This window comes from Accumulibacter sp. (assembly GCF_031732815.1).
GTDB lineage: Bacteria > Pseudomonadota > Gammaproteobacteria > Burkholderiales > Rhodocyclaceae > Accumulibacter.
On sequence record NZ_JAVMKF010000287.1, the window covers coordinates 1 to 15,415 of the forward strand.

Here is a 15,415-nt window from a genome sequence, read left to right on the forward strand (position 1 = left end):
TAGCTCAGGTGCAGCGAACGCTGCGCGCGCGTCACGCCGACGTACATCAGACGGCGTTCTTCCTCGATCCGGTTGTCGATCTGCGCTTCGCGGTGCGGCAGAATGCCTTCCTCGAGGCCGATCAGGAAGACGTGCTTGAACTCCAGTCCCTTGGCCGCGTGCAGCGTCGACAGACGAACCGCGTCGACCTCGGGCGCTGCCCGGTCGAGCATGTTGACCAGGGCAATCGCCTGCGTCGCTTCGCTCAGCGTCTTGCCTTCCTCGGCGCCTTTCGCGGCCAGCCAGTCGACGAACTCGACGACGTTGGCCCAGCGCGCGCGCGCCGTGCGCGGCTCGTCCTGGGAAAGTAGCCAGGCTTCGTAGCCGATCGCCGCGAGCAGCTCGGGAAGCACCAGCGCCGGCGCCTCGCGCGCCGCGCGCTGGCGGAAACGCTCGATGAAATCGCGGAATTCGAGCAAGGGCGCGAGCTGGCGCTCCTGCACGTGCTGCGCCAGACCGTGTTCGCCGAGCACGGCGAAAAACGAACGGTGGCGCTGCCCGGCGTAGTTGCCCAGCGCCTGCAGCGTGGCGGCGCCGACGCCACGGCGCGGCACGCTCACTGCGCGCAGGAAGGCCGGATCGTCGTCGGTGTTGTTGAGCAGCCGCAGGTAGCAGCTCAGATCCTTGATTTCCGTCTTGTCAAAGAACGACTGGCCACCGGAGACGAGGTAGGGAATGCGCTGCTCGCGGAGGAACTGTTCGACCGCGCGCGCCTGAAAATTTCCCCGATAGAGAATGGCGTAGTCGCCGAACGCGCCGCGCTGCTGAAAGCGGTGCGCCTGCAGTTTCATGACTACCGACTCGGCTTCCTTCTCGCCATTCGCGCAGACGCTGACCGTGATCGGTTCGCCCGGACCGAGTTCGGACCACAGTTGCTTGTCGAACAGCTTCTCGTTGTGTGCGATCAGCGCGTTGGCTGCCTGCAGGATGCGCACGCTCGAGCGGTAGTTCTGTTCGAGCTTGATCAGCTTGAGGTTCGGATAATCGCGCGGCAGCTCGCGCAGGTTGGCGATGTCGGCGCCGCGCCAGCCGTAGATCGCCTGATCGTCGTCGCCCACCGCGGTGAACGCCGCGCGTGCGCCGGTGAGCAGCCTGAGCATCTGGTACTGTGCTGCGTTGGTATCCTGATACTCGTCGATCAACAGGTAGCGCAAGCGATTCTGCCACTTCTCGCGCACTGCCGCGTGGTCGCGCAAGAGCGTCACCGGGAGCGCGATCAGGTCGTCGAAATCGACCGCCTGATACGCGCGCAGCGTCGTACAGTAAGCGGCGAAGGCATCGGCGGCGCGCAGTTCAGTCTCGTTCTGCGCGTTCTTGCGCGCCAGCTCGGGCGCGATGAGCGCATTCTTCCAGTTCGAAACGAGCGTCTGCAGGCGGCGGATCGTTGCCTTGTCGGTGCTGCCGGCGATTTCGGCGAGAATGGCGAAGCAGTCGGTGGCGTCGAAGATCGAGAAATTCGGTTTGTAGCCGATCGCCTTCACTTCCTCGCGCAGAATTCGCACGCCGAGCGAATGGAAGGTCGAAATCGTCAGCCCCTTCGTCGAACGGCCGGCGAGCAGCTTGTCCACGCGCGCCTGCATCTCCTTCGCCGCCTTGTTGGTGAAGGTGATCGCCGCCAGATTTCCCGGGTTGAAGCCGCAGGTGTCGATCAGATAAGCGATCTTCTCGGTGATCACGCGCGTCTTGCCCGAACCGGCGCCGGCGAGCACGAGCAGCGGCCCGTCGAGGTAGCGAATCGCAGCGCGCTGGGCGGGATTGAGCGAAGACATTGGCGGCCTGTCCGGAGCGGGGTGGCGATTCTAGCATGCGCCTTGGCCGCTGCCACAGCCGCTGCCATGACCACTGGCCGGCGGCGTTTTCGCCGCGCAGTGCTTGCCTGACCGGCGGTTTCGGCGGACCATACCGGGCTGGCCGGGCGAGCAGCGCTGATGTCGATGCGCTCCGATGTTCTGCCGGCCTCCTGCTGGTCTTGCTGCCGGCCTTCTCCCGCTAGCCTGTCGAGTTGCCTCATGTCTGCTTCCTTTCTCCCGCGTGTCCTGATCGCCGCTGCCGTCGCGCTGCTCATCGCCGGCGGCGTCTGGTGGATCAGCCGCCCGCCGCCGGTCGCCGTCGTCGTCAGCGAGATCGGACGCGGCCTGGTCGAGTCGACGATCGCCAACACGCGCGCGGGAACCGTCGAAGCGTGTCAGCGCACGCGTCTGTCGACGATCAGCGGCGGGCGCATCGAAGTGCTTGCGGTGAAGGAGGGCGATCGCGTGCGCGCCGGTCAGTTGCTGATGAAGCTCTGGAACGACGACCAGAAGGCGCAAGGCGCGCTCGCCATGGCGCAGGTGGCGACCGCCCGGCAGCGCGTTGCCGAGGCCTGCGCGGTGGCTGACAACGCCGAACGCGAGGCGGCCAGGCAGGCGGCGCTGCGCGCGCGCGGCTTCGTTTCGACGGCGCGCGAGGAAAGCGCGCGCAGCGAAGCGCTTGCCCGACGCGCCGGCTGCGCCGCGGCGCGCGCCGATGTCACGCAGGCCGAAGCGCGCGTCGGCGTGACGCGCGTCGAGCAGGGCAGGACGATCCTGCACGCGCCGTTTGCCGGAACGATCGCCAAGATCGTCGGCGAAGTCGGCGAGTACTCGACGCCTTCGCCGCCGGGCGTGCCGACGCCGCCGGCGATCGACCTGATCGACGACTCGTGCCTCTACGTCAAGGCGCCGATGGACGAGGTCGATGCGCCGCGCATCAGCCCCGGCCAGGCGGTGCGCATCAGCCTCGACGCGCTGCCCCGGCAGTCGTTTCCGGGCCGGGTCAGACGCGTCGCGCCCTACGTCTCGGCGGTCGAGAAGCAGGCGCGCACGGTCGACATCGAAGCCGTCTTCGACGATCCGGCAGCCCCCGGCAAGCTGCTCGTCGGTTACAGCGCCGACCTCGAAGTCGTCCTCGCCGTGCGTCAGGATGTCGTTCGCGTGCCGACTTCGGCCCTGCTCGAAGGCGGCCGCGTGCTCGTCGCGGCGAGCGACGGGCGGCTCGCCGAGCGTCAGGTCAAGCCCGGCCTCGCCAACTGGGAGTACACCGAGGTGCTCGCCGGGCTCGATCCGGGCGAGCGCGTCGTCACTTCGCTCGAGCGCGCCGGTGTCGTCGCCGACGCCGCCTATACGATCGACCCCCGGCCGGGACCGGCGAGCAAGTAATCGATGACTTCCGGGCTGATCGAACTGGCCGGAATCGAGCGCGTCTTCCGGCTCGGCGACAGCGAGGTGCACGCGCTGCGCCGGCTTGACCTGCAGATCGCCAGCGGCGAATACGTTTCCGTCATGGGGCCTTCCGGCTCGGGCAAATCGACGCTGCTCAACCTGCTCGGGCTGCTCGACCGCCCCGACGCCGGCACCTACCGGCTTGCCGGGCGCGACGTGACGACGCTCAGCGCGGACGAGCAGGCACGCCTGCGCAGCGAACGCATAGGCTTCGTCTTCCAGAGCTTTCACCTCGTTCCGCGGCTGACGGCGGCGGAAAACATTGCTCTGCCGATGGTCCTCGCCGGAATCGCTCCGAGCCGGCGCGCCGAGCGCATCGCCAGCGCGCTGCGCGACTACGGGCTGGAGAACCGCGCCGATCATCGTCCCGACCAACTCTCCGGCGGGCAGCGACAGCGCGTCGCGATCGCCCGCGCGACGATCATGCAGCCGGCGGTGATCCTGGCCGACGAGCCGACCGGCAACCTCGATCGGGCGACCGGCGAAGAAGTCGTCCGCCTGCTCGAAACGCTCAACGAGCGCGGCGTGACGCTGATCGTCGTCACCCACGACGCCGGACTCGGCGCGCGCGCGCAGCGCCAGTTGCTGATGGAAGACGGCCTGCTGCAGCACGACCGGCGGCGCGGCAGCGAGACGCCTGGCCCATGCGTAGCGCCGACCTGATCCGTTTCGCGCGCGACGCGGCGGCGGGCCATCCGCTGCGTACCGTTCTGCTCGTCCTGGCGATGGCCATCGGCGTCGCCGCGGTTGTCGTCCTCACCGCGCTCGGCGACGGCGCACGGCGCTACGTGCTGAACGAATTTTCCTCGATCGGCAGCAACCTGGTGATTGTCCTGCCCGGCCGCTCGCAGACCGGCGGCTTCAATCCGGGCAACGCGGTGACCAGCACGCCGCGCGATCTGACGATCGACGACGCACAGGCGCTGCTCCGGGCGAGCAGCGTGTACCGCGCCGCGCCGCTCGCCGTCGGCACTTCGGAGATCAGTTACGGCGGCAAGCTGCGCGAAGTCACCGTCGTCGGAACGACCGCCGAGTTCGTCGAGGTTCGCCGCCTCAGCCTGGCGCACGGGCGCTTTCTGGTTACCGGCGACTGGCGGCGCGGCGCCTCGGAAGCGGTGATCGGGGCCAGGATTCAGGACGAGATGTTCGGCCGGCAGAATGCGCTCGGCCAGCTCGTGCGCGTCGGCGACCGGCGCTTCCGCATCGTCGGCGTGCTGGCTGCGAGCGGCCAGGGGCTGGGCATGAACACCGACGAACTGGTCATCCTGCCGGTGCCGCTGGCGCAGGCGATGTTCAACAGCAACACGCTGTTTCGCATCCTGGTCGAAGCGAGCAGCCGCGAAGCGATCGACTCGGCCAAGGCGCAGGTCAGCGAGATCATCCGCCTGCGCCACGAAGGCGAACTCGACGTCACGGTGATCACCCAGGACGCCGTGCTGGCGACCTTTGACCGTCTGCTCGGAACGATGACCCTGGCGGTCGCCGGAATCGCCGCGATCAGCCTGGCCGTCGCCGGCATCCTGGTGATGAACGTGATGCTCGTTTCGGTCACCCAGCGGACGGCCGAAATCGGCCTGCTCAAGGCGCTTGGTGCGAGCGCGGCGACGATCCGCAACGCCTTCCTCGCCGAAGCCGCGATGCTCTCGATCGCCGGCGCGCTGGTCGGCCTGCTCCTCGGGCACGCCGGCGCGGCGATCATTCGTCAGCTCTTTCCCGCCTATCCGGCTTTTCCGCCCGCCTGGGCGGTGATCGCCGGACTCGCCACGGCGCTCACCACCGGCGTCCTCTTCGGCGTCCAGCCGGCGCGCCGGGCCGCCCGGCTCGACCCGGTGCAGGCGCTCGCCAGGCGCTGAGCGGCGTCCGCGCAAAACCATGGCCAGGCCACGATGATCCGTCCGCAAGACTCGCTGCAGCTTGCCCTGCGTGCGCTCGGCGCGCACCGGCTGCGCAGCTTCCTGACCCTGCTCGGGATTGCCGTCGGGATTGCCGCAGTCATCCTGCTCACCTCGATCGGAGAAGGCATTCATCGCTTCGTCCTGGCCGAGTTCACCCAGTTCGGCACCAACGTGATCAGCGTCGCGCCCGGCCGCACGAAGACCGCCGGCCACTCGCCCGCCGGCATCCCGACTTCGGTTCGCCCGCTGACGCTGGACGACGCGCGCGCGCTCGAACGGCTGCCGCACATCACCGGCATGACGGCGACCGTCTGGGGTAACAGCGAGGTGAGCGCGAACGGACGCCTGCGCCGGACGACAATCAATGGCGTCGGCGCGCAAATGCTCAAGGTCTTCGCCATCCGCGTGCGCAGCGGTCAGTTCCTGCCCGCCGACGAGGCCGAAAACGCGCGCGCCTTCGTCGTCCTCGGCGCCAAGCTGAAGGAGGAACTGTTCGGCAGCGCCAACCCGCTCGGCGCGCGCGTACGCGTCGGCAGCCTGCAGTTTCGCGTCATCGGCGTTCTCGAAGCGAAAGGGCAGATCCTCGGCTTCGACCTCGACGACGCCGCGTACATTCCGACCGCGCGCGCGCTCGAACTCTACAACCGCGACGGCGTGATGAAGGTCGACCTTTCCTACGAAGCCGACGTACCGGTCGCCGCGGTCAGCGCGCGCGTCCGCCAGGCGCTCGTCGCACGCCATGGACGCGAGGACTTCACGCTGACTACGCAGGAAGACATGCTGCGCACGCTATCCAAGATCCTCGCCGTGCTGACCATGGCGGTCGGCGCGCTGGGCAGCATTTCGCTGCTCGTCGGCGGCGTCGGCATCGTCACCATCATGACCATCGCGGTCAGCGAAAGGACCAGTGAAATCGGCCTGCTCGTCGCGCTTGGCGCGCCGCGGCGGACGATCCTCGGCCTCTTCCTGGGCGAAGCGGTCGCGCTCTCGGCGCTCGGCGGGCTGTTCGGTCTGCTCCTCGGCGTCGGCCTGGCGCAGTTGATCCATCTCGTGCTGCCGGCGCTGCCGGTGCACACCCCGCTCAGCTTCGTTCTCCTCGCCGAAGCGATTGCGCTCAGCATCGGCCTGCTCGCCGGCGTCCTGCCGGCGCGCCGCGCGGCGCGCCTGAACGCCGTCGACGCGCTGCGCGCTGAATGAGTGCCGACGGCTCGCCGCCGCACGATGCGCACGCGCCGGCAAGTCCGTGCGATGATCGACGCTACGCCGGCAGACCGGCGGCGTCAGCAGCAGACGCCGCGGCCGTCCCCGGCGTTTTCCGTCAAACCCAGTCTGGAGGTAAAGCATGAGCGAACCTGCCGTGCGCATCTATCACAACAACCGCTGCTCGAAGAGCCGCGCCGCGTGCCAGTTGCTGGCCGAAAAGGGCGTTGCCGTAGAAATCGTCGACTATCTGAAAACGCCGCCGAGCGCCGACGAACTGCGTCAATTGCTCGCCCAGCTCGGCATGTCGGCCGAGCAACTCGTCCGCCGCGGCGAAACGGTGTTCAAGACGAACTACGCCGGACGCACGCTGAGCGAAGACGAATGGCTGGCGGCGCTGGTCGCACACCCGATTCTGATCGAGCGGCCGATCGTCGTGCGTGACGGGCGAGCGGTCGTCGGCCGGCCGCTGGAGAAAGTCCTCGAGCTCTTCTGAGCCGCGCTGGCTCAGCCGCCGGCGCCGGTCTTCGCCGCTTTCTCCACCTTCGCCTTCGCCGTCTTCTCCGCCTGCGCCACGTTCCCCGCCTTCGCCGCCTTCTCGGCCCACGAATCGCGCAGCGTCACGGTGCGGTTGAAGACGGGCGCGCCAGGCTGCGAATCGACCCGGTCGGCGACGAAGTAGCCGTGCCGCTCGAATTGGAAGCGATCTTCCGGTTGCGCCGTGCGCAAGGCCGGTTCGAGCTGCGCGTGGACGACGCGCCTGCTCTCCGGGTTGAGATCGGCGCGGAAATCGCGCTCGCTGCCCGGCGCATCGTCGGCGCGCCGGGCGCCCGGCGACGGCACCGAGAACAGCCGGTCGTACAGCCGCACCTCGGCGGCGCAGGCGCCGGCGACCGCCACCCAGTGCACGTTGCCCTTCACCTTGTACGCGTCGGCGCCCGCCGTCCCGCTCTTCGAATCGGGAAAGTACTCGCAGTGCACGACGCTCGGCGCACCGTCGGCGTCGAGCTCGACGCTGGTGCAGCGGACGACGTAGGCATAGCGCAGGCGCACCGTGTTGCCCGGGTAGAGCCGGTGATAGCCCTTGCTCGGCTGCAGTATGAAATCCTCGCGCTCGATCCACAACTCGCGCCCGAAAGGCAGCGCGCGCGTGCCCAGATCCGGCCGCTGCGGGTGGTTCGGCGCGCTGCACGCCTCGCCCGCGTCGGCCGGGTAGTTGTCGATGATCAGGCGCAGCGGATCGAGCACCGCGACGCGTCGCTCGGCCGAAGCGTTCAGCACCTCGCGCATGCAGTCCTCGAGCAGCGAATAATCGATCAGCGATTCCGAGCGTGAAACGCCGACGCGTTCGGCAAACAGGCGGAAACCCTCGGCCGGATAGCCGCGCCGGCGCGCGCCGACGAGCGTGGGCAGGCGCGGATCGTCCCAGCCGCCGACGTGCCCTTCGTCGACGAGCTGGATCAGCTTGCGCTTGGAGAGAACGATATACGTCAGATTCAGGCGCGAGAACTCGATCTGCTGCGGCAGCGGACGCTGCAGCAGGCCGCCTTCGGCCAGCCTTTCCAGCAGCCAGTCGTAGAACGGCCGCTGATCGGCGAATTCGAGCGTACAGATCGAGTGCGTGATGTTCTCCAGCGCGTCCTCGATCGGGTGCGCGTAGGTGTACATCGGATAGACGCACCAGCGCTCGCCGGTATTGTGGTGACTGGCGTGCCGGATGCGGTAGATCGCCGGATCGCGCAGGTTGATGTTGGCCGAAGCCATGTCGATCTTCGCGCGCAGAACGTGCGTGCCGTCGGCGAATTCGCCCCGCTGCATGCGCTTGAAGAGGTCCATGTTCTCTTCGACGCTGCGCGTGCGAAACGGCGAATCCTGCCCCGGCTCGGTGAGCGTGCCGCGCGTCGCGCGCATCTCGTCGGCGCTCTGGCTGTCGACGTAGGCGTTCCCGCTGGCGATCAGATGCTCGGCAAAAGCGACCATCCAGGCGAAATAGTCCGAGGCGAAGTAGAGATTGGTCTCGCCCGGCGTGTCGTCGAGGGCGTCCACCTGCCAGGAAAAACCGAGCCAGCGCACCGCATCGACGATCGAATCGACGTACTCCTGCTCTTCCTTCTCCGGATTGGTGTCGTCGAAACGCAGGTGGCAGCGACCGCCGTAATCCTGCGCCAGACCGAAGTTGAGGCAGATCGACTTGGCGTGACCGAAGTGCAGATAGCCGTTCGGTTCCGGCGGAAAGCGCGTCCGGATGCGCGCCGGATCGAGCGCCCCGGCCAACTGCTGCGCGCCCGGCCCCGGGCGGCCCGACCAGCGGCGCTGGGCAAACTTGTCGGCTGCCAGCTCGCTTTCGATGATCGTGCGAATGAAATTCACCCCGGCGGCGGGCGTCGCCGCCGCGTCGCCGCGCGCGCCATCGCTGCGGCCTGTTTCGGTCCCCTGGCTCACGGTGCACAGTCCTTGATGAGAGAAGGCCGGTATTTTAACCGCTTGCCGCCGTCGTCATGGCGATTGGCGCGCCTGACGAGGCAGCGGCTACGCCTGCCGCCCGCCGCCCAGGCGCTGACTGGCCAGCCGCTGTGCGCGCGCCTCGAAGGCCGACACCATGCCGCTGGCCATCGGCAGGAGCAGCATCTGGATCACCGGCATCAGGAAGAACGAACGCATTTCGCAGTCGAGCGCGAAATCGACCTGGCAGCGCTCGTCGGTGAGCGGCGCGAACGACCAGCGCAAGTCGAAATGGCAGAACGAATGGTCGTCCGAACTGACGTGAATGGCGTGCGGGCGGTCGAGTTCGGTGCGCGTGCGGAAGTGGTGGATCAGCCAGCCGACGGCCAGGCTCTGCTCGGTTTCGTAGCCCTGCGCGTGCCGGCTGACGATGCGTGCGCGGCGGATCGTCGGCAGGAATTCGGGATAACGCTCGACGTCGGCGACGACATCGAAGAAAGTCTCGGCGGGCTGTGCGACGGCGCGCCTTTCGCGATGAATGGCCATGCTTTCCTGCCTCCGTCAGCGGTCGCCGGCAGGCTTCGCCCCGCGCGAAGTCCGGCGTGTGCAACGCTGGCCGCCAGCCATCGGGCCGCGCGCAGGCGCGCGGCGGGCGCATCAACTGCTCGGGCGGCTGAAACGCGTCAGATTGTTCATCATTTCGACCATTTCCGGCCGGATCTGGCTTTTTGCCGCCTCACCATCCTCGACCGGACGGTCGTCGCTGTCGAGCACCTCCTGGCGGACGACGCCGGCGGCATTCACCGGGAAAGCGATGCGGTATTTCTCGCCGATATACGCGATGCGGTGCCAGTCGGCGGCGACCGCGTAACTGCGGTGGAAATCGGGCGCCAGCAGATCCTGCCCCTGCGCGTAGTCGGCCGGCGGGTTGCGCACGCCGAGGCGGGCCATCAGTGTCGGCGGAATGTCCAGGTGGCTGGTCATTCCGCGCACGACGCGCGCCGGCTCGCCGGGAATCCAGAGCACCGCCGGCGTGCTCGTCTGATAGCGATTGAACTCGGCGGCGTGTCCCCAGCGGCTGCTGCGCTCCATGAACTCCTCGCCGTGGTCGCCGAGAACGATGACGATCGTATTGTCGAGCAGCTTGCGCTCGCGCAGATGCGCCAGCAGGCGGCCGATCTGGCGGTCCACGTGGTGCGCCGCGTTCAGATAGCGGTTCTTGATCTGCGCCATCTGCCCGGCGAAGTCGGCCGCCAGATAATTGAAATCCTCCAGATACGGTCGGGCGATCACGCTGTCCGGCGGGAAGGTGTAATTGGCGTGCGTTCCCTCGAAGAACATGTAGGTCATGAACGGCCGCTGCGGATCGCGCCGGTCGATGAACTTCATGATGTCGTCGATGTTCTGCCTGTCCCTTTCCCACGGTTCCGGGCCGCTCGACAGCGCGTGCATGTCGGCCGGGTTCATGCGCAGAAAGACCGTCTTGTCGAACGGCGGGTAGGTAAACGACTGGCTGGTATGCAGGCTGAACTGGTAGTTCTGCTGCTGCAGCACGTCCATCAGCAGCGGCGAGCGATTCGCCTTGATCATCGGAAACCAGTAGTTGCCGTACAGGCCGTAGAACATCGAAAAGATGCCCATCTGCGTCGCATTGCCGCCGCTGTAATGCTGTTCCAGGCGCAACGACTGCTCGGAAAACGCCCACAACTCGGGCATGATCTGGCGGTCGAGCAAGTCGAAACGCAGTGATTCGGCGACCAGCCAGACGATGTTCGGCGGGCGCTGCGGCGGTTCGACGTGCAGCGGCACGAGCGGATAGCTCAGGCGGCCCTGCTTCAGGTGCACGCCCTCGCCGCCGTCGGCCGGCGCTGCGATTCCCAGGCGCGCAGCAAGCCGGCGGAAGGTCGTCGGCAGGTAGAAGGGATAGCGCTCGCTGGCGAAGAGGATCGGCTGATAATTCACCGCTGCGCTGTAACCGTAGGCCAGGCGTTCGCCGATCGCCAGGCTGAGCAGCGCCAGCAGCAGCCAGCGCGCGCGCGGCGAACGGCGCGTCGCCAGTTCCAGCCGGCGGTTTCCGCGGCGCGTTGCCCAGTAGTAGGTCGCCGCCTGCAGCACGAGCAGCGCCGCGGCGATCGCCGCTGCGGTCAGCTCGGTGCTGCGACTCGCGCCGAGCGAGGCAATTCCGCCCGGCGAGAAGACGAGGTCGATGACGAAGCCGTTGATGTGGAAACCGTACATGCCGTAGATCACGCGGTCGGCGAACAGCAGCACCTGAACCGCGCCGGTGAGGCCGATCAGCGCGCCGGCGAGCAGCCGTGCCGCAGCGACCGAGTCACCGCGCCGCTGCAGAGCGCGATGCAGCAGGTAGCCGGGGACCAGCGCCGGCAGCAGGTAGAGAAAAGCGTAGCTGAGCGTCGTCGCCAGCGTCCACACGGCGACGGCGGGCGTGCTGTAGGCTTTCGCCGTGGTGAAGGCGCTGACGTGCAACGCCACCCAGAGGCCACTGAGCAGAAAGAAGCGATCGATTCTCTGGCGGGGAGGGACTGAATTCATCGTCGTCGATTTCGGGCGGGAGTGAAATTCTAGCCTGAAAACCTTAGCTTGGCCTGAATTACGCAGCCCTGGGCGGGGTCCGGCCGGGCCGCTGGCTGCACCACTTCGCTGGAGCGCTTATCATTGCCGCAACGGCGACCGGGCGGCGCGGCAAGCGCCGGCGGGTGCGCACCGCTCGGCGCCGCCGCGCGCCCGCCGAACGAACCGCCCGGCCGGCAAAAAACCATCGCACTTCGGGGGAAAAGCGTGCCGCAAACCACGATCTTCGTCAGCTACAGCCACCAGGACCAGCGTCACCTGCAGCAGTTTCAACGTTTCATGACGCCGCTCGAACGCGCCGGCCTGATCGGCTATTGGGATGACACGTGTCTGCGCGGCGGCGACGACTGGTACGACGAAATCGACCGCGCGCTGCGCGCGGCGAGCGTTGCCGTCCTCTTCATTTCGCAGGATTTCATCGCCTCGCGCTTCATCTGGAACGAGGAACTGCCGCGCATCCTGGCGCGCGCCGACGCCGGCACGCTGAAGCTGCTGCCGGTTTTTCTCAGTCCGGCGGCGGTCGACCTCGAGTGTGTCTACCGCGACGAGAGCGGCGCGCAGCGCCGGCGCAAGCTGGCGGCGCTGCAGGGCTACGGGACGCCGCAAAAGCCGCTGCGCCACCGCAGCGTGACCTGGTCCGACCGCGAACGCATCTACCAGCAGATCTACGAAGACCTGCGCCGAATGGCGCCCGCCGACAGCGCTGCGCAGCTCGCCGCGAGTGCTTCCGGCGCGGCGTCCGGCGCGGCATCCGAGCCGGCGCGGGTGGCGAGCGCCCGCCCGCCACTGTCGCCGCGGCCACCCGCTTCGCCGCCAGGCGAGCGCGCAGCGCATGCCTACGTCCTCAACGTGCAGCTCGAACGGCGCGACGCTCAGCTCGACCTGCGCTACACGCTGCCCGGCAGCGACGTCATCGAATCGGCGACGCTCGCCTGGCAAGCGCTCGACCCGCCGCCGGCGATGATCGCCGGCGCGCTCGACGAGCCGGGCGGCGCGGCGCTGCCCGGCCAACTCGCCGCCAGGTGGGGAGCGCTGCTCGGCCAGTTGCTGCTCGGTCTGCCCGCTGCTCGCCTGGCGCGACTGCTGCGCACGCTGTTCGATCGACCGCCGCCGGCAGCGGCGCCGAATCCGAGCTGGATGCCGGTCCACCTGCGCGTGTGCACCAGCGACCCGCTGCTCGTCGGCCTGCCCTGGCGACTCGCGCGCTGGGACGGCGTGCCGCTGGTCGACAGCGGCTGGCAGTTCAGCACGAGCAGCGTCGCCGACCCGAGCGAGCATCCGGTCGTACCCGCGCCGGCCGGCGTCCTGATCGTCGCGCCGCACGGCGCAGCGCCCGGGCGGGCGAAGCCGATGCCGGCCGAGGCGACGGTGAGCGCGCTCGCAGACGCGCTGCGGCAAGTCTGGCCGAGCCCGCGGCGGGCCGAGAACGTGCGCACCGTGCGCACCCGGAGCGAGCTGGAGGACGCGCTGCGCGGCTCGCGCTGCCACCTGATCTACGTCTGCGGCACGCTGCACGGCGACCCGGCCGTGCTCGAGCTCGACGATGGCGGCGCCGCCGGGAGCCTGCCGCTGGCGCATCTGGCCGAGCTGATCGCGCGCACGCCGACGCGCCCGGCGGCGATCTACCTCGACCTCAGCGGCCCGTTGAAGAACCTCGCGGCGGCAGTGCTCGCACTCGGCGAGCTCGTCCCGCTCGTCGTCTGGCGCCGCGTCGGCGAACGGCAAAGCGACTCGACGACGATCGCCTGCGCCTGGTTGCGCTGCTGGCTGCAGAACGGTCTCGATCCCTTGGCCGCGCTGCACGAGGTGCTGGCGCAGCACCCGACGAGCCGGGAAGCGGCGACGCTCGCCGTGCATGCGCGCTATCGCAACTGGACGACCGTGCTCGCCGCGCCCTGGCGCGCCAGCCTGCCGCACCTCAAGCTCGACCGCGACGAGCAGAAGGCGCTGCTCGGCAAGCATCTCGACGAACTGGTGCGCAGCGACACACGGCGCGTACTCGCGCTCGTCGCCTACGGCAGCGCCGACAACCTGCTGAGCGAACTGCCCGAGCAGTTGCAGTATCACCTCGAGCGCGGCGCCGAACGCGCGGCCGACATCAACTGGCGCCGCCTGCAGTTCCCGGACAGCCGGCACGAGCTGGCGCGCGCGCTGGAAGAGGAACTGCGCCTGCAATTGTGGGCGCAAAGCGGCGAAACGCTTGCCCGCGTCCTCCGCCGGCACGCCCCGAACGTCGCCGCTTCCGGCCGGCGCGCCGTTCTCTGGCTGAACTGGGGTCTGGCCAGGCGCGGCAACGGCGAAGCCGGCGAGCTGCAGCCGGAAGCGCTTTCCGACTGGCTGCGCTTCACCAGCGAAGTGCTCGGCGCCGGCTGCCCGGACGACCTGCGCGTCGTATCCTACCTCGCGCTCGAGCTCGATCGATCGGCGCACGGCGAACTGAGCAAGCAACTGCAGGACGAACGCTGGCGCCCGTGGGGCAAGAATCCGCGCTTCCGGCTGAGCGTGCTGCCGCCGCTCGGCGAGGTCTCGGAAGAGCATCTGTACGACTTTCTCGTCGAAGAAGGCTCGGGCTGCGACCCGGCGATACAGGAAGAGGTCGCGCAGCGTCTGGTCGCGCAGACCGGCGGCTGCTTCGCGCGCGTCGTCGAGCTGATCGAAGTCGCCGAGCGCGGATCCTGGTACGATCTGCTCGAGCGGCTGCGCCAGCAACAGGATGGCGAAACCTGAGCCGCCGACCAACCCGCGCGAGGCACCGATGGACACGCCAGGCGAAATCCCAACCCCCTTCGAACTGCTCGTCCCCGACGAGCGCAGCGACGAGCGCCGCCGCCTGCTGGCGGCGCGCAAGCTGCCCGCCGCGCTGCACAGCCTGCGTGCCGCCGCGCCGTGTTTTCAGCCGGACGCCGACCTGGTCGACGCGGTCAATGTCGCGCTCGCCGTCGGCGCGCCGCTGCTCCTCACCGGCGAGCCGGGCACTGGCAAGACGCAGATCGCCTACTACCTGGCCTGGTACTTCGACCTCGAAGAGCAGCTCTACCCGCTCTTCGTGCGCAGCACGACGACCGCCGAAGACCTGCTCTACCGCTTCGACGCGGTCGCCTACCTGCACGCGGCGAACGATCCGGCGCGGCGCGCGCAGCCGGCGCTGCGCGCCGACTTCGTCGAGCGCGGACCGCTCTGGCGCGCCTACGCGGCCGGCGGACCCTCGGTCGTCCTGATCGACGAGATCGACAAGGCGCCGCGCGACTTCCCGAACGACCTGCTGAACGTCCTCGCGCAACACCAGTTCGACGTTCCGGAAAGCGGGCAGACGATCAGCCGCAGCGGTCCGCCGCCGGTCATCGTGATCACCAGCAACAGCGAGCGGCGGCTGCCCGAACCGTTTCTGCGCCGCTGCATCTTCCACCACCTGCGCTTTTCCGAAGAACTCGTGCGGCGCGCCGTCGAGGCGCGCGCCGGCGACTTTCCCCGCCTGCCGGAAGCCGTGCGCGAAGCGGCGATCGAGCGCTTTCTCGAACTGCGCGCGCGCGACCTGCGCAAGCCGCCGGCGACCGCCGAACTGCTCGCCTGGCTCTGCGTCCTGGCGGCGCGCGGCGTCACCGACGCCGCCGAGCTGCGCCGCCCCAGCGGCGCGCTGCCGGCGCTGTCGACGCTGATCAAGGACCGCGATGACCTGGCGATCCTGGCGCGCTCGGGCTGAGGCTGCACGGCGAAGCGCGACCGCGGTCGGCGCCGCGTCGCCGCGCCGCGTCGGTCGCCGCGCCCGGGCGGCAGCGTGCACGCGCCGCTGAACCCCGAAGCGCTGCTCGCCGCGCTGCGCCACGCCGGCCTGCGCGTCGGCGTCGGCGAGGTCCTCCGCCTGCAGCGCGTTTTCCAACTGCAGGCAACGGCGAGCGCCAGTCTCGGTCGCCCCGGGAGCGCCGGGCTGCGCTCGCTGTTGCGCGCCGTGCTCGTCAAGGGGCGCGACGACGAAGCGATCTTCGAGCGCGTCTGCGACGACTGGCTGGC

General features: G+C 68.9%; 12 protein-coding genes. 8 read left to right on the forward strand and 4 right to left on the reverse strand.

Translation table 11 applies throughout. The annotated features are described in order from the left end of the window. Positions 1–1,808 (reverse strand): UvrD-helicase domain-containing protein (locus RKP46_RS16485; RefSeq protein WP_311107628.1); only part of this gene is annotated, 1,808 nt, incomplete at its 3' end. 240 nt (positions 1,809–2,048) lie between these two features. Here RKP46_RS16485 and RKP46_RS16490 point away from each other — a divergent pair. From RKP46_RS16490 to arsC, 5 genes are all read left to right on the forward strand, one after another. Then, the gene (locus RKP46_RS16490) at positions 2,049–3,215 is read left to right on the forward strand and encodes an efflux RND transporter periplasmic adaptor subunit (protein WP_311107629.1); all 1,167 of its coding nucleotides are present in this window, start codon (positions 2,049–2,051) and stop codon (positions 3,213–3,215) included. A 3-nt stretch (positions 3,216–3,218) separates the two neighbouring features. Then, positions 3,219–3,941, forward strand: a complete 723-nt coding sequence (locus RKP46_RS16495; RefSeq protein ID WP_311100354.1) for an ABC transporter ATP-binding protein — start codon at positions 3,219–3,221, stop codon at positions 3,939–3,941. Continuing rightward, positions 3,923–5,131, forward strand: coding sequence for an ABC transporter permease (locus tag RKP46_RS16500; protein WP_311107630.1), 1,209 nt, complete (start codon positions 3,923–3,925; stop codon positions 5,129–5,131). Before RKP46_RS16495 ends, RKP46_RS16500 begins: the two co-directional genes overlap by 19 nt. A 33-nt stretch (positions 5,132–5,164) precedes the next feature. Next, positions 5,165–6,370 (forward strand): ABC transporter permease, encoded by a 1,206-nt coding sequence (locus RKP46_RS16505; RefSeq protein ID WP_311107631.1) that lies wholly within the window; start codon positions 5,165–5,167, stop codon positions 6,368–6,370. 145 nt (positions 6,371–6,515) lie between these two features. Continuing rightward, entirely contained in the window at positions 6,516–6,869 is a 354-nt protein-coding gene (gene arsC / locus RKP46_RS16510; protein ID WP_300332476.1) for an arsenate reductase (glutaredoxin), read from the forward strand. 11 nt (positions 6,870–6,880) lie between these two features. On the opposite strand, the gene RKP46_RS16515 is transcribed toward arsC, so the two are convergent. The 3 genes from RKP46_RS16515 to RKP46_RS16525 form a co-directional block, all read right to left on the reverse strand. Further along, complete coding sequence (locus RKP46_RS16515; RefSeq protein WP_311107632.1) at positions 6,881–8,815, reverse strand: glutamine--tRNA ligase/YqeY domain fusion protein; 1,935 nt, start codon at positions 8,813–8,815, stop codon at positions 6,881–6,883. Between the two features lie 87 nt (positions 8,816–8,902). Further along, complete coding sequence (locus RKP46_RS16520; RefSeq protein WP_311107633.1) at positions 8,903–9,361, reverse strand: type II toxin-antitoxin system RatA family toxin; 459 nt, start codon at positions 9,359–9,361, stop codon at positions 8,903–8,905. Positions 9,362–9,472: 111 nt separating this feature from the next. Continuing rightward, positions 9,473–11,368 (reverse strand): sulfatase-like hydrolase/transferase, encoded by a 1,896-nt coding sequence (locus RKP46_RS16525; RefSeq protein ID WP_311107634.1) that lies wholly within the window; start codon positions 11,366–11,368, stop codon positions 9,473–9,475. A gap of 246 nt (positions 11,369–11,614) precedes the next feature. On the opposite strand from RKP46_RS16525, the gene RKP46_RS16530 reads away from it, so the two are divergent. The 3 genes from RKP46_RS16530 to RKP46_RS16540 form a co-directional block, all read left to right on the forward strand. After that, a complete protein-coding gene (locus RKP46_RS16530; protein WP_311107635.1) occupies positions 11,615–14,134 on the forward strand; it encodes a toll/interleukin-1 receptor domain-containing protein in 2,520 nt (839 codons plus the stop codon). Beyond that, positions 14,121–15,107, forward strand: coding sequence for a MoxR family ATPase (locus RKP46_RS16535; protein ID WP_311107636.1), 987 nt, complete (start codon positions 14,121–14,123; stop codon positions 15,105–15,107). The genes RKP46_RS16530 and RKP46_RS16535 overlap by 14 nt, the downstream gene beginning before the upstream one ends. A 75-nt stretch (positions 15,108–15,182) precedes the next feature. After that, on the forward strand, positions 15,183–15,415 hold a 233-nt coding region (locus tag RKP46_RS16540), incomplete at its 3' end, for a hypothetical protein (protein WP_311107637.1).